Here is a 19,757-nt window from a genome sequence, read left to right on the forward strand (position 1 = left end):
GCCAGGGTGGTGCACAGGGCGTAAGCCATATGCACACGTTGCAAGCGCATGAGGATGCAGCGCTGCTGCACCGGTTTGAACTGCCTGGCGCGGGCCTTCTGCTGGTGGAGCGCTGGCGCGGACGCGAAGCGTTGTCCGAAGGACTGGATTACCACGTCGACATACTCGCGGCGCACGCGGACCCTGCCTGCGAAGCGTGGCTGGGCCGGCCCGCAACGCTGTCCACCCGCGATGCGCAGGGGCGCGACATCCAGCGGGTCGGCCTGGTACGCGAGGTGTGTCGGCTGGACTGCGATCGCGGTTTCACCCGCTACCGCATTCGCCTGGCGGCATGGACGTGGTGGCTGGCGCAGCAACGGAACAGTCGTGTTTTCCGCGATGCAACCGTCCGCCAGATCGTGGATGCCGTGTTCGCCGGCCATCCAGCGCTTGCCCGCTGGCGCTGGAGCGGCGATGCGCGGGCCTGCCTGGACGCGCTGCCGCCGCGTCACTACTGCGTGCAGTATCGCCAGTCCGATATGGATTTTGTCGCCGGCCTGCTGGCCGAAGAGGGCATTGGCTGGCGTGTCGAGGCAGATGCGGAGGCGCCCGCACTGCATCGAATCGAACTGTTCTTCGATAGCGTGGCCTTGCCACAGCACGCGGTTTCGGCACGTGGCGGTGGCCTTCGCTTCCACCGCGGCGACGCGGCCGAGCAGGAGGACAGCGTGCTGCACCTGGCCCGGCGCGTGCGGCTGGGCCCTCACCGGTTGAGCATGGTCAGCGATGACTATCGGCAGGATCGCACGCTGGCCGTGCAGTTGCCGGTGGATGGCGGCGGCAGTTCGTCTTTCGAGGAGTATCTGGCGTGCGGCTCGCTGGGCTTCGAATCACGCGCAGAAGGCGAGCGGCGCGCCGTCCTTGCGGTTGAGCGCCACGAGGCGGATCGGCATGGGTGGCAGGGCATTGCGACAGTGCGAGGCCTGGCCGCAGGCAGGTGGTCAGCCATCAGCCAATGGTCGCCGCACCACACGCCCGAACTTCTGATCACTTCGCTGGAGCATGCCGGCGCCAATACCTTGCCAGATCGGCTGCTCCCGCAGCGTTGGGTGGAGGCGCTGCAGAGTGACGGGTTCCTGCCTGCCGAACTGCAGCGCCATGCACAGCAGCTCGGCTATGCCGCCGCCTTCCATGCTGTTGACCGCCAGCGTCCCTGGCGTCCAACCACGCCAGACCCGGCGAGTGAAGCCCAGGTGGTGGGTCGGCAGACGGCCATCGTGATCGGTGCCGATGAGGGCGGCGGAGCAGCCGTAGGCGATCGCGTGTACGCCGACGCCCTCGGGCGGATCCGCGTGCGCTTTCCACTGATGGATGCAGCGGGCAAGCCGGCGCACAGCGCATGGTTGCGCGTTGCACAGCGGTTTGCAGGCCCGGGCGTGGGCAGCCAGTTCCTGCCGCGCGTCGGCCAGGAGGTGTTGGTGGGCTTCCTGGCGGGGGATGTGCAACGCCCGATCGTACTGGGCGCCCTGTACAACGGGCGCGGCGAGAACGATCCATCGCTGCATGCGCAGGCGAGCGATACGCGCGTCGGCGGCACCGGCAACCTTGCCGGTGGAAACGCACCGGTCTGGCACGCAGCGGGTGAGGGCGCGCAGGCGCATCGCCATCCCGGTGCGCTCTGGGGTTTCAGCTCCCGCGAATGGGGCGGTGAGGGTGGCTCCACCTTGCAGTTCGACGACACGGACGACCAGCTCCGCCTGCAGTTGGCGACGACACAGGCGGCCACCCAGTTGAACCTGGGCCACGTCATCCACCAGCGCGGGAATCATCGCGGCAGCCTGCGTGGGCAGGGCTTCGAGCTGCGCAGCGATGCAGCGGGCGTGGTGCGCAGCGAGCGCGGGCTGTGGCTCGGTGCCCATCCGTCAGGGCGTGGCCAACCGGCGGGTACGGCAGCGCAGGCAGGCGCGCTGCTGGCCCAGTGTGGGGCGATGGCCGCTGCGTCTGGGCAGAGCGCTGTGCTGCACGGCACCGGAGGGTTGCATGCCTCGCCTGCGTTGGCACCGCTGCGGCAAGCGGCAGCGGGCGTGGTCGCGGCCGATGGCTTCGCCCGTGCGTGCGCCGCCGCCGGCGACACAGCCGGTGGCGTGCCCCACAGCACGGCACCGCTGCTGGGCATGGTCGCGCCGCTGCAGGCAGTGGTGGCGGGGCAGGGGCTGTTCTGGCAGGCAGGGCAGAACGTGGTCCTGGGTGCCGGCGGTGCTGCACACGCGGTCGTCATGGGCCACGCGCGCCTGCACGCGGCACAGTCGGTCGGCGTCCTGGCGTCGGCCGCCACTTCGGCATCCGGCGGTCCGTCCGGCCTGACCATCGCCGCCGGTGAGCAGCCTGTCGAGATCCAGGCGCAGGGCGACGCGGTGAAGCTTCAGTCTCGGCAGTCACAGCGCCTGTCCAGCGCGCATGCGGCGGTAGAACTGGCCGCTGGAGGTGCACTGGTCGTACAGGTAGAGGGCGGCGCCAGCCTGCGCATGGAAGGGGGCAACCTGCAGTTCAGCTGCCCGGGAACACTGACGGTCCATGCGGGCCAGCACAGCTTCATCGGCCCGGCGTCCCTTGCTTATCCGCTGCGCACGCTGGGTATTGCGCCTTGCCGTGCACGCTTCCTGGTGCGCGATCACGCAGGCGCGCCACTGGCTGGGGCGGCCTACTCGATGCAGCTGCCGGATGGCCGCTGGCTGAGCGGAACGACTGATGGCAACGGGTTTACCCAGGAAGTTGTCACCGACGGACCGGAGAAGGTGGGCCTGTTCGTGGATGACGAGCGGCACGAGGGCTACCTGCGCGACGCAGGCGATAGCTGATCACGTTGGAAGAAAGGAATCTGGAACATGAGCTCTGGAAAGTTCACGCTGTTTCGCCATGACGGGCATGGCAACGTCGTGCCCTGTGCGGGCGTCACCTATCGCATCCGCGATGTGCTGCATGGCTTCACTATCGTGGCGTCCGGCAGGACCGACATCCACGGCGATACGGATCGGGTGATACTGCCCGAGCGTGCACCCACCCCAGCGCCACCGGTCCTCCCTGACTGGCGTAAAGGCTGGCCGCACCCCGGGGCCGGGCCAGCCGGCCTGAAGCTGCCCTGGCCGCGGCGAAACGTGCAGGATGCCGCTGCGGGTCCCGGGCAGGGCGTGCTCCTGCCGCAGAGTGAACATCGATACCACCTGCAGGTCCGCGATGATGCAAGCGGCGAGTGGACCGATCCGTTGCTGCACCCGGACTGCCTTGAGCCCGCGCAGCTGGGGCCGTGGAGCGAGGATCCACATGCCGACGCGTCGATGCGGCCTGCGCTGCAGGTGCGGAGGCTGCGGCTGCGGCCGTTCCACCAGCTGCAGCTGCAGCGGCAGGATCCGCCAACACCGGTGCCGGGGGCCGCGTTCGTGGGTTACCGCCGCGACAGCAAGGGGGCTGAAGTCATCGCCCGCGATGTGCACGGCCAGGTGGTGCGTGGCGTAACGGACCTGCAGGGGATGACCCCGCGCATCTTCTGCGAATCAGATCTACGGCTGGTGTTCACGCTGCCGGGCAGCCGGAGCGAGCTGCGCAGTGGCCTGTCCGAGCCACGGGTCGTGGGGCAGCCCCGCCTGGTGCCGGTGGTGCCGGTGAAGATGCATGCCGTTGTGAGCGGGCCGGGCGAAGGTGCCACACTGGAGCTGGCCGGGAAGATAAGTGTGCCGGCGCTGCTGAACGCGGCCGACGAAGAATTTCTGCTGCTGACACCCGAGGTCTGGGAGGAGTTCCGTGAGGTCTCGCGTTCCATCGAAGGCAGCCTCTCCGCCGTACCGCGCGCCCGCTGGCAGCTGGAGGAGGCGCTTGCCGGCCGCAGCCTGGAAGCGATTGCCCAGGCGGAGAAGAACCTCGGCATGGCCGAGGACCGTGCGGCGGCGATGCTCAACGGCAACTTTGCCCGGAAGGCCGATCTTGTTGAAGTGATCACATTTGAGAGCTACAGCCGCAAGGATGATGGCGAGCCACAGCAGGAGGTAGGCCTTCGCCGCAACTACCTGCCGCGGTTCAAATACGATGAGTTCAAAGGCCGTCGGGTGATGGGCGTGCCCACCCACGTGGATGTGGGCGCGACGACGCGGGCGGGTGACAGCACGATGTCCGTGGGCAGCGCCGCCCGCCAGAAAGGCTCGGCCTTCGAGAACTTCGATTCACGCAAGTTCAAAGAGTCGCTGATGACGATCAAGGGCCAGATCGGCCGGAACGTCAAGGCGCCGAACATCCAGTTCGATCTGATCGAGCTGGGTGGGAATCAGTTCTCCGACCTTGTGCGCGAGTCGAAGACCTATTCGCTGGAGACCTCCGCGCAGTGGTTGCGGTTTGTGGCAGGCGCCGGGGCCAGCGCGCAGGCCGAGTGGGATCCCCTGCACCGCAAGCTCAGCGCCAAGGTCGAAGCAAGCGCGCATTACAAACTGGCGCTGTTTGAAGCGAAGGCCGTGCATACGTGGTCGATTCCTTCGCGCACGGGGTGGATGCAGCGCTACGGCGATATCGACCTGGGTGCGATCGTGTTCCAGATGTCGCTGGAGCTGCATGGCTTTGCCGGAATGAAGCGTGCCTTGATGGGCGCTGCTGGCGTGACCATTCATCGCGGCGCTGTGAAGGTTGAGGCGCAGCCGCGCGATCGTGATGACAGTTTTGTGCCCAGCTTCGACATTGTGCGGGGCATGCCCCGGGCTGACATGGGCGATCCGCCGGACAAGGATGGCAAGCCGTCGGGGCGCTTCGTGATGGCGGCGGTGGGCGAGAAGCCGCCAAAGAGCCTGAATGGCATGCAGGTGAACGCCGAGGCGTTTGTGGGTGTTGAGGCGGGGCTGACGCCTGCGGGGGAGTTGCAGTGGCTGCCGCCGCAGCAGGGAAAGCCGGTGACGCTTGCGAAGCTGAGCCAGGGTCTGGCCGGTTCTGCAGGGGCGGGTGTCAAGGCGCAGCTGTATGTGTACTACGCGGATGGGAGGTTCAGGATCAAGGTCAGTGCGCGGTTGTGCCTGGGCATTGGCTGTAGAGGGTCGCTGGATTTCGTGGTGGGCGTGGAGGGGATGCTGGAGTTCGCCAAGTGGGTGTATTACCAGTTGGCGCATGCTGGATTCAGGAAGTTGTTGTTCATTGCGGGGGAGGCTCTGGAGTATCTCTCCCAGATTGTGTACTTGGTTTTCTCCCGAGATGGTTCCATCGCTGAGTACCTGACTGGCGGCATTGGTGAGGCTCAGTACAGAGTAAAGGCGATGATCCGCGCAATTGACGTGGCGAAAAATAGATTTAATCTGGTGCGGCGCATCAACTCTGTCGCAGCGAGTCCATCCAACGGTAGTGGGACATGGCTTCTGTATGCCACTCCTATGACTCGTGGGTTGCTTCTCTACGCGATCACTCGCCACAATTGGATGACGCACACGCAGAATTCAGCCGATATCGATGGGGTGCTCGATCCCCAGTTGCACTACCTTCCTGATCACAAGAAGGCAGTGATCCATGTGATTAGGGGCGTCACTCTGGCCAGTGAGTGGGAAGCCATGTTTCAGCACATGACCGCTGTAGGCGAGCCCAGCGATGAAAAGCCAGGTAAGCTTGAGGGCGATGTGATGAGATTTCTGAACTACGGTGTTTGGTTGTCCGATGATCTAAAAGGCCAAGTGATTGATCCCATTAATGCGGAGGGTGAAGCACCTTCGGGCCAACTTGGGAACATCTACCTTGAGCAGTTCCTTGCCCATCGCAACAGTTTGTTGGGTAGCTTCCCCAAGGGGTATGAGCTGGCGGACCTGCAGATGATGGATGTCGATACACTTCTGGCGCTTGACGGCAGGGAAGCTCCTACCTTCGCTAGCTTCGATATGAACTATCTCCAGCCGCTTGGTCATGAGCGACGAGCCATCGCTACGGTCGCGATAGCTGGAACGTCCGAAAGCACATCCTGACCACGACGCCTCAGCTCATGGCTGAGGGTGTCGTGAGGAACAGTCGCGCGATCACCTATCCTTCGCAGCCTGAGTAGTGGGGGATGCACATCGGAACCTGTTTCGGCTGTTGGGGTTAAAGAGGTGTTTGTCCTTGTCTTCGAGCAGCGAATTCGGGCCAGGATTTGGATGGCGTTTGAATCGAGTAAATGTCATAGAGACGATGAAGAGCGAGTCCCCCCCACGACTGTTATGACTTCGCTGCACCTTCTCCTCACCATGCGCAGGTCCGCGCGGATCTCGTGTGTCGGATATGTCGTAGGGATCCTGATACCAGTCAAACATCCACTCAAACCCATGATCGATCATGTCGTACAGACCCAGCGGAGTGGGTGGGTACTGACCCAACGGGGTTGGGCCAATTGTGTAGCCATGCTGAGAGGCGTAGCGACCGATTGTCTCGAAGTCCCCAACGTTCCTTCCATCATCGACGCTGCCATCATCGGTTGGCCAGATGACGAACTGGCCCCGGTTACGCGCCGCATACTCCCACTGCGCCTCTGTTGGCAGCTCCATCTTCCTGCCGATCAATTTTCCCACCCATCCGCAGTATTGCTGTGCAGCTTCCCAGCTCACGCCGACCGGTAGGTCGTCCGGTATGTTTCTGTACTCCAGGTCGATCGGGTACTGTGCCGTTCGGGGCTGACCCGTGGCGTCGGTATAGACGTCGAAGTCGGCGTAGGTGATCTTCTTTGCACCAATTGCGTAGCTGCTCAACGTTACCTCACGCAGCACGTCGTCGTTGCGGTCACTGCTGTAAGGCATCTCTGCGCGCGGGTCGATGGGGCCGAAGTCGCCCATGATGAAGGTGCCGCCTTCCACCTCCACGAGGTCTTTTTGGGTCTTTTGCGACAATGCTTCGATGCGCGCGGTGAGCTCAGGAGAGAGCGTTTGGGGATTTTTCGGCGCGGGGCCTTGGCATGCGGTCAGTAGAAACGCTGTTGGCACAAGGGATTTCAGAAGCACGGATCGAAGTGGTCGCATTGAAAGCACCGATCAGTTCTGGAGGGACTGAATCAGCCTAGCAACCACAGGTATGGGTGTGACACTCATGACGTGTGAGGGGCGTAAGCCAAAGCCGCTGATTGGGCGGGGGATTCGCTATGCAGTGCATCGAAGCTTGTAGGTGCCACGCTGGCTCAGGTCGGGTAAACCCTGGGCATGTCCGAGGGCCGTGCAGCGGCAATGCTCACTGGAAACTTTGCCCGAAAGGCCGACATGGTCGAAGTGATCACCTTTGAGAGCTACAGCCGCAAGAGTGATGAACGTGCCCACCCACGTGGATGTGGGCGTGACGACGCGGGCGGGTGACAGCGCGATGTCTGTGGGCAGCGCCGCCCGCCAGAAAGGCGAAGCAAGCGCGCATTACAAACTGGCGCTGTTTGAAGCAAAGGCCGTACATACGTGGTCGATTCCTTCGCGCACGGGGTGGATGCAGCGCTACGGCGATATCGACCTGGGTACGATCGTGTTCCAGATGTCGCTGGAGCTGCATGGCTTTGCCGGAATGAAGCGTGCCTTGATGGGCGCTGCTGGCGTGACCATTGATCGCGGCGCTGTGAAGGTTGAGGCGCAGCCGCGCGATCGTGATGACAGTTTTGTGCCCAGCTTCGACATTGTGCGGGGCATGCCCCGGGCTGACATGGGCGATCCGCCGGACAAGGATGGCAAGCCGTCGGGGCGCTTCGTGATGGCGGCGGTGGGCGAGAAGCCGCCAAAGAGCCTGAATGGTATGCAGGTGAACGCCGAGGCGTTTGTGGGTGTCGAAGCGGGTCTGACGCTTGCGGGCGAGCTGCAGTGGCTGCCGCCGCAGCAGGGAAAGCCGGTGACGCTTGCGAAGCTGAGCCAGGGTCTGGCCGGTTCTGCAGGGGCGGGTGTCAAGGCGCAGCTGTATGTGTATTACGCGGACGGGAGGTTCAGGATCAAGGTCAGTGCGCGGTTGTGCCTGGGCATTGGCTGCAGAGGGTCGCTGGATTTCGTGGTGGGCGTGGAGGGGATGCTGGAGTTCGCCAAGTGGGTGTATTACCAGTTGGCGCATGCTGGGTTTAAAGAGCTGTTGTTCTTTGCAGATGGAGTTCTAGAGTATCTCTCGCAAGTCGTGTTCTTAGTCTTTTCCCGCAATGGCGCGATAGCAGAGTATCTGACCGGGAGCATTGATGAGGCTCATGAAAAAGTGAAAGCGATGACCCAAGGAATTAACGTGGCGAGAAATAGAATTGAGCTGGTGCGGCGCATCAACTCTGTCGCAGCGAGTCCATCCAACGGTAGTGGGACATGGTTTCTGTATGCCACTCCTATGACTCGTGGGTTGCTTCTCTACGCGATCACTCGCCACAATTGGATGACGCACACGCAGAATTCAGCCGATATCGATGGGGTGCTCGATCCCCAGTTGCACTACCTTCCTGATCACAAGAAGGCAGTGATCCATGTGATTAGGGGCGTCACTCTGGCCAGTGAGTGGGAAGCCATGTTTCAGCACATGACCGCTGTAGGCGAGCTCAGTGCTGAAAAGCCAGGCAAGCTTGAGGGCGATGTAATTAGATTCCTGAACTACGGTGTTTCGTTGTCCGATGATCTAAAAGGCCAGGTGATTGATCCAATCAATGCGGAGGGCGAAGCGCCTTCGGGCCAGCTTGGAAATAGCTACCTTGAACAGTTCCTTGCCCATCGCAACAGATTGCTGAGTAGCTTCCCCAAGGGGTATGAGCTGGCAGGCCTGCAGATGATGGATGTCGATACACTTCTGGCGCTTGACGGGAGGGAGGCTCCTACCTTCGCGAGCCTCGATGATGGCTACCTCAATCCATTGGATCAGGATCGACGAGCCATCGCTACGGCCGCTAAAGTTGGCACGTCCGACAGCAAATCCTAACCAAAGCGCGTCTATCCTTAGCTGACGGTGTGATGATAAATGGTCGGATTACCTCGTCGGACTTGGATAGGTGGGGGATGCACATCGGAACCTGTTTCGGCTATTGGGGTTGAAGAGATGTATTTCACTGTCGTCGAGTAATGGATTCGGAGCTGGGTTCGGAAAGCGTTTGAATCGAGTGAATGTCATCGATACGATGAAGAGGGAGCTGCCTCCTTGATCGCTGTGGCTCCGCTGGACCTTTTCATTGCCATGTAGGGGCCCGCGCGGGTCTCGTGTGTCGGAAATGTCGTAGGGATCTTGATACCAGTCGAACATCCACTCATATCCATGGTCGATCATGTCGTACAGGCCCAGCGGGGTGGGCGGGTACTGACCCAGCGGCGTTGGGCCGATTGTGTAGCCATGCTTGGACGCATACGCTCGGAGCGTCTTGTAGTCACCAACATTGCGACCATCGTCGACGCTACCATCATCGGTGGGCCAAATAACAAACTGGCCCCGATTACGCGCCGCGTATTCCCACTGCGCCTCTGTTGGCAGCTCCATCTTCCTGCCGATCAATTTTCCCACCCATCCGCAGTATTGCTGTGCAGCTTCCCAGCTCACGCCGACCGGTAGGTCGTCCTGTATGTTCCTGTACTCCAGATCCATCGGGCACTGCGCCGTTCGCGGCTGCCCCGTGGCGTCGGTGTAGACGTCGAAGTCGGCGTAGGTGATCTTCTTGGCACCAATTGCGTAGCTGCTTAGTGTCACCTCGCGCAGCACGTCATCGTTGCGGTCACTGCTGTAAGGCATCTCTGCGCGCGGATCGATGGGACCGAAGTCACCCATGATGAAGGTGCCGCCTTCCACCTCCACGAGGTCTTTTTGGGTCTTTTGCGACAATGCTTCGATGCGCGCGGTGAGCTCGGGAGAGAGCGTTCGTGGCTTTTTCGGCGCGGGACCCTGGCAAGCGGTCAGTAGAAACGCTGCTGGCACAAGGGATTTCAGAAGCGCGGATCGAAGAGGCGGCATTCAAAGCACCGATCAGTTCTGGAAGGACTGAATCAGCGTAGCAATGCGGGGGGCATCACACGTGGCGGCTGAGGCTGTCCGCCGCCCGGATCTTGTAGTGCCTTACCCATGCTCGGCTCAGACACCGCGCCAGAAGCAGCCGAGCATGGGCTCGGCTCTACCAATGCGGTGCGCGCTGCGTCAAAGTCGTCACGGTAGCGCCGGGCCATGCCCGGTGGAGGAATCTGTAGAGCCGAGCCCGCGCTCGGCTTGGGCACCAGGCAGGAAAGCAGCCGAGCATGGGCTCGGCTCTACAGAATCCGCCTGCAGTCGAGCAAGCTCGACTCTACGGTCAGGTGGAAAACCGCAATCCCACCCGCGCGCCGCCCATCGGGGCGCTGCCGATCTCCAGCGCGGCGCCATGCCGCTGCGCGATCTCGGCCACGATGGCCAGGCCCAATCCACAGCCATCGCCTTGGCTGCTGGCGCGGTAGAAGCGTTCCGTGACGCGGCCGCGCTCAGTCGCTTCGATGCCGGCACCATCATCATCCACCCACAGCTGCACGCCGTCATCCCGGCGCCGCACCGCCAGCGTGATCACCCCTTGCTCGGCGCCGTACCGCAGCGCGTTGTCCAGCAGGTTGCCCAACGCTTCACGCAGTAACGGCGCATCGCCTGCAACCGGCACGCCGTCATCCGGCCCTTCGTAACCCAGGTCCACGCCAGCCGCCAGCGCACGGTCGGCATAGCGCTCGACCACGCCACGTGCCAGCACGGCGACGTCCAGCGTCTGCAACGGCAGGGCACTGCCCTGTGCATCCTCCGAACGGCTGAGCAGCAACAGCTGGTTGACCAGGTGCTGCAGCCGCGACAGGCCGGCCAGCGTGCCGGACAGCGCCAGTTGCTGTGCCTGTGGATCCTGCTGCCGCAACGAACTCTCCAGCTCCACCTGCATCGCGGCCAAGGGCGTGCGCAGTTGGTGCGCAGCGTTGCTGACAAAGCGCCGCTGCGCCGCCTGCATCGCATCCAGCCGCTGCAGCAACGCGTTGTAGGCCTCCACCGCCGGCCATAGTTCGCGCGGCGCTTCCTGCGCCGGGTCCAACGGCGCCAAGGGGTCCGGGCGCGGGCTGGCCAGGCGCCGCGCGACCTGGTTGGCATGCCGCGCCGCAGCGCCGGTACCGGACCAGGCCAGCCATGCGGCCAGCGCGAGGATCGCAGCCTGGAACGGCACGCTGGTCATCAGCAGCTTGCGCTCCAGCCGGTGCCGCTTGCGCAGGGTCTCGGCCACGCGCAGGCGCACGTCGTGGCCACCCACAACAGGCACCACCACTTCCACCATGCGCACGGGTTGCCCGCGCAGCCGCGCATCGTAATAGGTCGCATCGTCGTCCGCGGCCTGCGCGGGACGCGGCAGCGCTTCGGGCAGATCGCCGTAGAGACGTGCACCAGCGGCGTCGACCACTTCGCCATGCACCTCGTCCACGGTGTCCCAGGTGAACATGCGCGACATCGCCGGCGTCACGTCCATCACGGCGCGTCCGTCCTGGTCCTTCACCAGCTCGGACAGCGACATCGCTGAATCCAGCAGCCAGCGGTCGTAGACCTGGCCGGCAAAGTAGCGCGCCAGTGCGAAGGATCCCACCGCACTGCACAGCAGCAGGACCAGCAGCGGTAGCCACAGGCGCCGCAGCAGCAGCCCGCGCAGGCTGTGCACGCGCTCAACCATCGATGGCCTCCAGCCGGTAGCCGAGACCGCGCAGCATGCGGATGCCAACGCCCGCGCCGGCCTGCTCGAACTTGCGGCGCAGGCGGCTGACATGCACCTCGATCACCGACAGGTTGGCGTCGTGGTCCCAGCTGTACAGCGTGTCGAACAGCCGTTGTTTGGTGACCGTGCGCCCGGGTTGCTGCATCAGTGCATCCACCAGGGCGAGTTCGCGCGCGGTCAATTCGATGCGCTGGCCGTCCACCTGTACTTCCTGGCGGATGCTGTCCAGGCACAGCCGGCCGAGTCGCTTCTGTGCCGGGGCATCGCTGCGGCGGCGCGACAGGGCGCGCAGGCGTGCTTCCAGCTCGCCCAGTGCGAAGGGTTTGGCCAGGTAATCATCACCACCGCGGTCCAGGCCGAGGATGCGATCCTCCACGCCGTCGCGCGCGGTGAGGATCAGTACGGGCAGCGTGATGCCTTGGTCGCGCAGGCGCGAGAGCAGTTCCAGTCCATCCACATCGGGCAGCGACAGGTCCAGCACCATCACGTCATAGGGTGCGGCGGCCAGTGCCGCGGGTGCCAGCAGGCCCAGCGCAAGGTGGTCACACAAGTGGCCGGCGCCCTGCAGGGCGCGCACCAGGCCGTCGGCCAGGGCCGCGTCGTCTTCGATCAACAGAATTCGCATTGCAAGCTTCGCGCAAGGTTCGGGAAAGTTTGGCGCAAGTGCGCCACCTTACCGTGGCGCGCATGAATTTCCTCCCTCGTTCGGCGGCCCTGCTGGCCGCACTGGCGTGCGCACCGGCGGCGTGGGCGATCAGCCTGCAGGACGCACAACGCGCCATGGATGCACACAACCCCGACCTTCGCGCGGCAGCACTGGAACTACGTGGTGCACAGGGTGATGCACTCAGTGCCGCACTGCGGCCGGCGCCGGAACTGTCGCTGGGCAGCAGCAAGATCAGCCCGAAGCATGGCATCGGCAGCGGCCGCTGGCAGGACAAGCGCGTGGACAGCACCGTTGGCCTTGGCTGGACCTGGGAGCGCGGTGGCAAGCGCAGCCTGCGCATGCGCCAGGCCGATGCGCTGGTGGAGGCCGCCGGACTGGACATGCTGGATACCAAGCGTCGCCAGCAGCTGGCGCTGCACGAGGCGTACTTCGGTTTGAAGGCCGCGCAGGACAACCTCGACGTTGCCGAGGCGAACCGGCGCAGTTCCGCCGAGCAGATGGCGGCGGCCGAACGCCAGGTCGCGTCCGGGGCGATGGCGCCGGTGGATCGTGCGCGCCTTGCGGTGGATGACCTGGCGGTGGCCGACGCGGCGGGTGACGCGGCGCTGGATCTGCGCGATGCGCGGCACGCGCTGGCCCTGCTGCTGGGCTTGGATGAAAGCGCGTCGCTCAGTGCCGACGATGACTGGCCGGATGCCACCTTCGAACCCGCAAGCAGCGCTGCCGATCCGCAGCAGCGTGTCGACCTTCGCGCCGCCCGTTCGCGGCTGGCCGCCGCCGATGCGGGCGTGTCGCTGGCGCGCAGCGAGCGCCGCCGCGACATCCAGTGGGGCGTGGAAGCCGAGCGCGAGCCGACCGATATCAACGGCGTTACCTGGGGCGTTTCGGTGACCATTCCATTGGGCGCGCCGTCGCGCGCGCGTGGCGGAATCCAGCGTGCCGAGGCTGACCGCGATACCGCCGCGCTGGAACTACATGCGCTGCAGCGCCAGGCCTGGGCCGAGCTGGACCAGTTGCAGGCCAGCGCCGCAAGCGCCGCGCAGCGCCGGCAGGCGTACGAAGGCCTGCAGGCCGACAGCGCGCGCAAGGCCGTTGAAGGCATCGAGCTGGCCTACCGACGCGGTGCGGCCAGCCTGACCGACCTGCTGGATGCGCGCCGCAGCTGGCGCGATTTCGAAGCCGCGCTGATCCAGGCGCGTGCCGACCATGCCATTGCGTTGGCGCGCTGGAACGCGGCCACGTCTGTAGCCCAAGGAGATGCCCCATGACCCCGCGTGACGTCACCCAACCGCGGGCGCGCCGCGCATTGCTGCCAGCGCTGCTCGCGCTGGGCCTGCTGTCCGGCTGCGGGCGTGCGCCGGCGACCCATGCCGATCCTGCGCCGGCCGTCAGTGCCGGCCAGATCCAGTTTCCCGCCGACAGCCGCCAGCTGGAGGTACTGCGCAGCGAGGCCGTGGGCGAGGGGGCCAGCGCATCGCTGCCGCTGCCTGGCCGCATCGTGTGGGACGAAACCCGCTCCAGCGCCCTGCGGTCACCGATGCCGGGGCAGGTGTCGCGCATCGAAGCGCAGCCGGGGCAGAAGGTCAAGGCGGGTCAGGTCATCGCCTGGATCACCTCGCCGGAGTTCGGCCAGGCGCAGGCGGAGGGTGTGCGTGGGCAGGCTGAACTGCAGCAGGCCCGGCGTGAGCTGGAGCGCACCCGCGAGCTGCATGCCGCCGGCGTGGCCTCAGGCCGCGAACTGGACGAGGCGGAAGCGCATTTTGCCGGCAGCCAGGCCGACCATGCCCGCGCCGCCGCGTTTGCTACCGCCTATGGCAATGGCAACCGCGTTGACCAGCGATTGCCGCTGCGCGCGCCCATCGACGGCGTGCTGGTGGAACGGCGCATGAGCCCCGGCATGAACGTCGGCCCGGAGAGCGAGCGGCCGCTGGCGGTCATCGGCGATCCGGATCGCCTGTGGCTGCTGCTGGACATCCCGGAAAGCCTGGCTGGTCGCCTGAGGCCCGGCATGCAGGTGCGTGTGCCGGCGGCCGATGGCAGCACGCTGCAGGCCACGCTGCAGCATGTCGATGACTTCGTCGACAGCGAGCGCCGCGTGGTGCAGGCCCGCGCCGAGCTGGACAACCGCAGCCGCAGCCTCAAGGCCGGGCAGTATGTGCGGGCCCAGGTCGCGTTGCCGGGGCAGGGTGGCGTATCGCTGCCGGATGCGGCGGTACTGCTGATCGACGGCAAGCAGGTCGTGTTCGTGGAGGAAGGCAGGGGGCACTACGCCCGCCGTGCCGTGCAGGCCGAAGAACTGGGCGATGGCCGCCTGTGGGTACGCGAGGGCCTGCCCGCCGGCAGCCGCGTGGTGGTTGAAGGTGGCCTGCTGCTGCAGCAGCTGGTGGATACCGCGCCGGCCACATCCTCCTCCGGCACGGGGCGCGCCGCACCATGATTGACCGTTTGATTGCGTACTGCCTGCGCCAGCCGCTGATGGTGATGCTGGCGCTGCTGCTGTTCATCGGTGGCGGCGTTGCGGCGTTCCGCGTGCTGCCGGTCGAGGCCTTCCCCGATGTGTCCGACACCCAGGTGACGGTGGTGTCGCTGCACCCGGGCCGCGCGGCCGAGGAGGTCGAGCGCGAGGTGACGATGCCACTGGAAGTGGCGTTGTCGGGCATTCCGCACTCGGTGCGGGTGTTCTCGCACACGCAGTTCGGCCTGTCGATGATCATCCTGACCTTCGATGACAAGGCCGATGACTACTTCGCCCGGCAACAGGTGCTGGAGCGCCTGCAGGGCGTGGACCTGCCCGAAGGCGTGACGCCGGAGCTGGAAGCGATGAGCTCGGCGGTGGGCGAGATCTACCGCTACGTGCTGAAGGCACCGCACATGAGCCCCACCGAACTGCGCACGGTGCAGGAATGGGTAATGGAACGTGGCCTGCGCACCGTGCCCGGCGTGGCCGATGTGATCAGCTTCGGCGGCTACGCGCGTACCTTCCAGGTCAAGCCGGACCTGGACAAGCTGCGCGACCGTGGCATCAGCCTGGCGGAGTTTTCCGAAGCGCTGGAGAAGGGCAGCTCCAATGCCGGTGGTGGCTATGTCGAACGCGGCCAGCAGCAGTTCCTGATCCGCGGCGTTGGCCTGATGCGCTCGCCCGCCGACATCGGCAGCGTGGTGGTGGCGCAGAAGGGCGGCACGCCTGTGCTGGTGCGTGACCTGGCCAGCATCGCCGACACCGGCCTGCCACGGCAGGGCCTGGTCGGCCAGGACGGCAACGATGACGCGGTGTTCGGCATGGTGCTGATGCGCAAGGGCGAAAATCCGTCCGATGTGCTTGATGCCCTGCATGCGCGCGTGGCCGAGATCGAGGCCGGCCAACTGCCGGTCGGGGTCAGCATCGAGCCGTTCTATGACCGCTCCTGGCTGGTGTCGACCACGTTGAAGACGGTGTTCCGCAACCTGCTGGAAGGTGCGGTGCTGGTGTTCCTGGTGCTCTGGCTGTTCCTGTACAACGCCCGCGCGGCGCTGATCGTGGCGGCGATGATGCCGCTGGCGCTGCTGTCCACCTTCCTCGGCCTGCACCTGTGGGGCGTGCCGGCCAACCTGCTGTCGCTGGGGGCGATGGACTTCGGCATCATCATCGACGGTGCGGTCATCGTCACCGAGCACATCGTTTCACGCTTGTCCTCGCTGCCACCCAGCGCGGACCGGAAGACACGGTTCTCCACCGTGCTGTCGGCGGCCTCGGAGGTCGGGCGGCCGACGTTCTTCTCGATGCTCATCATCATCGCCGCGCATATTCCGATCTTCACCCTGCAGCGGCAGGAAGGCCGGATGTTCGCACCGATGGCCTACTCGGTGACCTCGGCATTGATCGGCGCACTGATCCTGGCGCTGACCGTGGTGCCGCTGTTGTGCTACTGGTGGCTGCGCCGTGACCGCATGCGCGGCGAAAACCCGCTGATGGACCGGCTGACCGGCTGGTACCAGCCGGTGCTGGAACGCGCCCTGGCCCGACCGCGGGCAGTGGTGCTCACCGCCGTGGCCCTGCTGGTCGGCACCTTGGCACTGGGCACGCGGCTGGGCTCGGAGTTCCTGCCCGAGCTGGATGAGGGGTCGATCTGGCTCACCGCCACCCTCGACCCCAGCACCAGCCTGGCCGAAGCGCAGCAGCAGTCGCGGCGCATCCGCGAACTGGTGAACACCTATCCGCAGGTGTCGACGGTGGTGGCCAAGCTTGGGCGGCCCGAAGACGGCTCCGATGCCAAGGGCGCGAACCAGATCGAGGCGCTTGTGGCGCTGAAGCCGGAGAAGGAATGGCCCAAGGGCGTGGACAAGCGGCAACTGATCGCCGACCTGCAGCGCACGCTCGAACAACGCATTCCCGGGCCGGAGTTCTCGATCTCGCAGCCGGTGCGCGACAACATCCTGGAGAGCATCTCGCAGATCAAGGGTCAGGTCGTCATCAAGGTCAGCGGTGCCGACCTGGACGTGCTGAATCGACAGGCCCAGGCCATCCTCGGCCAGGTGCGTGGCGTGGACGGGGTGGAGAGCGCCTTCATCGACCGCGATGGTTCGCTGCCGCAGCTGCAGATCGAGATCGACCGCGACCGTGCCGCGCGCTACGGGCTGAACGTGCGTGACATCGACGAGGTGATCGAGACGGCGCTGGGGGGCCGTGAAGTAGGCGAACTGTGGGAAGGCGACCGCAGGTTCCCGATCACCCTGCGCCTGGACGATGCCGACCGCGACCTGCAGCGCCTGCGCATGGTGCCGGTGGGGATCGGCGATGGGCATACGGTGACGTTGTCCGATGTGGCTGAGTTCCGCATGGCCAGCGGTGCGATCAACATTTCCCGCGAGAATGCGCAGCGGGTGAAGGCCGTGAGCATCTTCATCGCCGGCCGCGACATGGGCAGCGTGGTGGCCGACATGCGTTCGCGGGTGGATGCCAGCGTCGCACTGCCCGACGGCTACCGTCTGGAATGGTCGGGCGAGTTCGAGAACCAGCAGCGCGCGATGAAGCGGCTGGGCTGGGTCATCCCGCTGTCGGTGCTGATCATCTTCGTGCTGCTGTTCGATGCGTTCAAGGACATCAGCAGTGCGGCACTGATCCTGGCCAACGTGCCGCTGGCGATGATCGGCGGCATCCTGGCCCTGTGGGTGACCGGCATTCCGCTCTCGGTATCGGCCGCGATCGGCTTCATTGCATTGTTCGGCCAGGCGGTGCTGAACGGCGTGGTGATGCTCAGCCGCTTCGCCCAGCTGCGCGAGCAGGGCATGGATCTGCTGCAGTCGGTGGTGCAGGGCTCGCTGCAGCGCCTGCGCACGGTGCTGATGACCGCGTTGCTGGCGATGTTCGGCCTGCTGCCGATGGCCACCTCGCATGCCATCGGTGCGGAGACGCAGAAGCCGCTGGCGGTGGTGGTGATCGGCGGCCTGCTGTCGGCGATGCTGCTGACCCTGCTGGTGCTGCCGACGTTGTATTACTGGGTGCACCGCCGGCGGGAGGCGCGGGCGGGCTGATCAAAGTGTAGAGCCGAGCCCATGCTCGGCTGCTTCTGGCGTCTGTGCGAAGAGCAGCCGAGCATGGGCTCGGCTCTACAGGGCTTGGACGGCCACCGTGCCGCCGCCGGGCAGGGCCCGGCGCTACCGGCTACACCATCCCGCCATTGGCACGCAGCACCTGGCCGTTGATCCATCCGCCATCAGCGCCAGCCAGGAACGCCACCGCGCCTGCGATGTCTTCCGGCGTGCCCAGTCGCTCGAGCGGATTCATCTTCGCGAGGCGATCAATCAGTTCCGGCGACTTGCCATCCAGGAACAGATCGGTGGCGGTCGGGCCCGGTGCCACCGCATTGACCGTGATGCCGCGCCCGCGCAGTTCTTTGCTGAGGATCGCACCGAGCGTCTCCACCGCTGCCTTGCTGGCCGCATAGACGCTGTAGTTCTCCAGCTTGATGCCGACCACGCTGGTGGACAGGGTGACGATGCGGCCGCCGTCGCGGACCCGTCGCGCGCTTTCGCGCAGGACGTTGAACGCGCCCTTCAGGTTGATGCCCATCACCCGCTCAAACAGTGCGTCGTCGCTGTCGGCCAGCGCGGCCAGCTGCAGGACGCCGGCACTGTTGACCACCACGTCGACGCCACCGAAGCGCGCCTCGATGGCATCGAACAGCTGGCGGACGGCCTGCGGGTCGGCGACGTCGGCCTGCAGTGCGATGGCCTGGCCCCCGGCGGCGGTCAGTTCGGCCGCCAGCGCTTCGGCATCATCGCGGCGCCCGGCGTAGTTGATGGCCACGGCATGGCCATCGGCAGCCAGGCGACGCGAGATGGCCGCGCCGATACCGCGCGAGCCGCCCGTGACCAGGGCGACGGAAGGGGAGGAGGCAACGGTCATGTTCGGTTCCAGCAGGACACGCCCGATCGGCGCAGGGCCATCTTCGCGCAGTCGCGTGTCCGGATAATCTGGCATGATCCGCCAACATCATCCGGCAGGCCGAACAATGGATCGCTTCACCGCCATGCGTGCCTTCGTCCGCATCGTCGAGCGCCGCAGCTTCACCCGCGCGTCCGAAGACCTGGGCCTGCCACGGGCCACGGTGACCGATGCGATCAAGGCGCTGGAACAACGCCTGGGCGTGCGCCTGCTGCACCGGACCACGCGGCTGGTGGTGCCGACGCTGGAAGGCGAGGCGTTCTACGGCCGCTGCCTGCGCCTGATCGCTGACATGGACGATACCGAGGCCGCCTTCCGTGACGTGCCGCCACGCGGCCCGCTGCGCATCGAGGTACACGGCACGCTGGGCCGCCACCTGTTGTTTCCGCACCTGCCGGACTTCCTGCAGCGCTACCCGGAGATTGAACTGGATGTCAGCGAAGGCGACCGCTACGTGGACCTGCTGCGGGAGGGCGTGGACGCGGCGCTGCGGGTCGGCAGCCTGGCCGACAGCGATCTGGCCGCGCGAAGGCTGGCCTTGCTGCGCGAAGTCACGGTGGCCTCGCCTGGCTACCTGCAGGCCCGGGGCGTGCCGGGCAGCATCGATGCCCTGCAGGACGGCCACGAAATGGTCGGCTATCGATCCAGCGCCACCGGGCAGCTGATTCCGCTGGAATTCCAGCTCGGTGGGCAGGTCCGCTACCTGCCACTGCCGGCACGGGTCCGCGTTTCCGGCGCGGATGCGTTTCTTGGCGCAGCGCTGGCGGGGCTGGGCATCATCCAGGCGCCTCGCTACCGCATGGACCCGTACATTGCGCGCGGGCAGCTGGTCGAGCTGCTGCCGGAGGCGCCGCCTACGCCCAGTCCGCTCAGCGTGGTCTACCCGCGCAACCGCACGCCGTCACCCCGCCTGCGGGTGTTCATCGACTGGGTGGCCGGGGTATTCGACCAGGTCGGGTAGTGCCGGCCGCTGGCCGGCGTCTCTGCCACGCGGGCGCTACGCAGTTGCCGGCCAGCGGCCGGCACTACCT

The 19,757-nt window shown here is 65.6% G+C and carries 12 protein-coding genes; 7 read left to right on the plus strand and 5 right to left on the minus strand.

Going from position 1 to position 19,757, the window contains the following annotated elements; translation table 11 throughout:
* The first annotated feature begins 29 nt into the window (after window positions 1-29).
* Together IAE41_RS05590 and IAE41_RS05595 are read left to right on the plus strand one after the other, a co-directional pair.
* Complete coding sequence (locus IAE41_RS05590; RefSeq protein ID WP_200732389.1) at window positions 30-2,837, plus strand: type VI secretion system Vgr family protein; 2,808 nt, start codon at window positions 30-32, stop codon at window positions 2,835-2,837.
* 27 nt (window positions 2,838-2,864) lie between these two features.
* Window positions 2,865-5,957 (plus strand): DNA repair protein, encoded by a 3,093-nt coding sequence (locus IAE41_RS05595; RefSeq protein WP_200732390.1) that lies wholly within the window; start codon window positions 2,865-2,867, stop codon window positions 5,955-5,957.
* A gap of 51 nt (window positions 5,958-6,008) precedes the next feature.
* Here the strand turns inward: IAE41_RS05595 and IAE41_RS05600 are convergent, their stop codons facing one another.
* On the minus strand, window positions 6,009-6,944 hold the full coding sequence (locus IAE41_RS05600; RefSeq protein WP_325166982.1) for an SUMF1/EgtB/PvdO family nonheme iron enzyme: 936 nt from the start codon (window positions 6,942-6,944) through the stop codon (window positions 6,009-6,011).
* 313 nt (window positions 6,945-7,257) lie between these two features.
* On the opposite strand from IAE41_RS05600, the gene IAE41_RS05605 reads away from it, so the two are divergent.
* Window positions 7,258-8,871 carry a hypothetical protein gene (locus IAE41_RS05605; RefSeq protein WP_200732392.1) on the plus strand — a complete coding sequence of 538 codons (1,614 nt, stop codon included), beginning with the start codon at window positions 7,258-7,260 and terminating at the stop codon, window positions 8,869-8,871.
* Between the two features lie 48 nt (window positions 8,872-8,919).
* Here the strand turns inward: IAE41_RS05605 and IAE41_RS05610 are convergent, their stop codons facing one another.
* The 3 genes from IAE41_RS05610 to IAE41_RS05620 form a co-directional block, all read right to left on the minus strand.
* Window positions 8,920-9,852 carry an SUMF1/EgtB/PvdO family nonheme iron enzyme gene (locus tag IAE41_RS05610; protein WP_325166983.1) on the minus strand — a complete coding sequence of 311 codons (933 nt, stop codon included), beginning with the start codon at window positions 9,850-9,852 and terminating at the stop codon, window positions 8,920-8,922.
* Window positions 9,853-10,219: 367 nt separating this feature from the next.
* Window positions 10,220-11,593 (minus strand): sensor histidine kinase, encoded by a 1,374-nt coding sequence (locus IAE41_RS05615; protein WP_200732394.1) that lies wholly within the window; start codon window positions 11,591-11,593, stop codon window positions 10,220-10,222.
* On the minus strand, window positions 11,586-12,260 hold the full coding sequence (locus IAE41_RS05620) for a response regulator (protein WP_108746788.1): 675 nt from the start codon (window positions 12,258-12,260) through the stop codon (window positions 11,586-11,588). The genes IAE41_RS05615 and IAE41_RS05620 overlap by 8 nt, the downstream gene beginning before the upstream one ends.
* A 62-nt stretch (window positions 12,261-12,322) precedes the next feature.
* Here IAE41_RS05620 and IAE41_RS05625 point away from each other — a divergent pair, with 62 nt between their 5' ends.
* From IAE41_RS05625 to IAE41_RS05635, 3 genes are read left to right on the plus strand one after another with little or no spacing between them, the layout of a single operon-like run.
* Entirely contained in the window at window positions 12,323-13,570 is a 1,248-nt protein-coding gene (locus IAE41_RS05625; RefSeq protein ID WP_200732395.1) for a TolC family protein, read from the plus strand.
* Window positions 13,567-14,739 carry an efflux RND transporter periplasmic adaptor subunit gene (locus IAE41_RS05630; RefSeq protein WP_200732396.1) on the plus strand — a complete coding sequence of 391 codons (1,173 nt, stop codon included), beginning with the start codon at window positions 13,567-13,569 and terminating at the stop codon, window positions 14,737-14,739. Before IAE41_RS05625 ends, IAE41_RS05630 begins: the two co-directional genes overlap by 4 nt.
* Window positions 14,736-17,813 carry a CusA/CzcA family heavy metal efflux RND transporter gene (locus IAE41_RS05635; RefSeq protein WP_200732397.1) on the plus strand — a complete coding sequence of 1,026 codons (3,078 nt, stop codon included), beginning with the start codon at window positions 14,736-14,738 and terminating at the stop codon, window positions 17,811-17,813. The genes IAE41_RS05630 and IAE41_RS05635 overlap by 4 nt, the downstream gene beginning before the upstream one ends.
* A 130-nt stretch (window positions 17,814-17,943) precedes the next feature.
* Here the strand turns inward: IAE41_RS05635 and IAE41_RS05640 are convergent, their stop codons facing one another.
* Window positions 17,944-18,687, minus strand: coding sequence for an SDR family oxidoreductase (locus tag IAE41_RS05640; RefSeq protein WP_079225234.1), 744 nt, complete (start codon window positions 18,685-18,687; stop codon window positions 17,944-17,946).
* 106 nt (window positions 18,688-18,793) lie between these two features.
* Here IAE41_RS05640 and IAE41_RS05645 point away from each other — a divergent pair, with 106 nt between their 5' ends.
* Window positions 18,794-19,687, plus strand: a complete 894-nt coding sequence (locus IAE41_RS05645; RefSeq protein ID WP_200732398.1) for a LysR family transcriptional regulator — start codon at window positions 18,794-18,796, stop codon at window positions 19,685-19,687.
* Window positions 19,688-19,757: the final 70 nt, after the last annotated feature.

The sequence above is a fragment of the Stenotrophomonas sp. S39 genome, assembly GCF_016624665.1.
In the GTDB taxonomy this organism is placed as follows: domain Bacteria; phylum Pseudomonadota; class Gammaproteobacteria; order Xanthomonadales; family Xanthomonadaceae; genus Stenotrophomonas.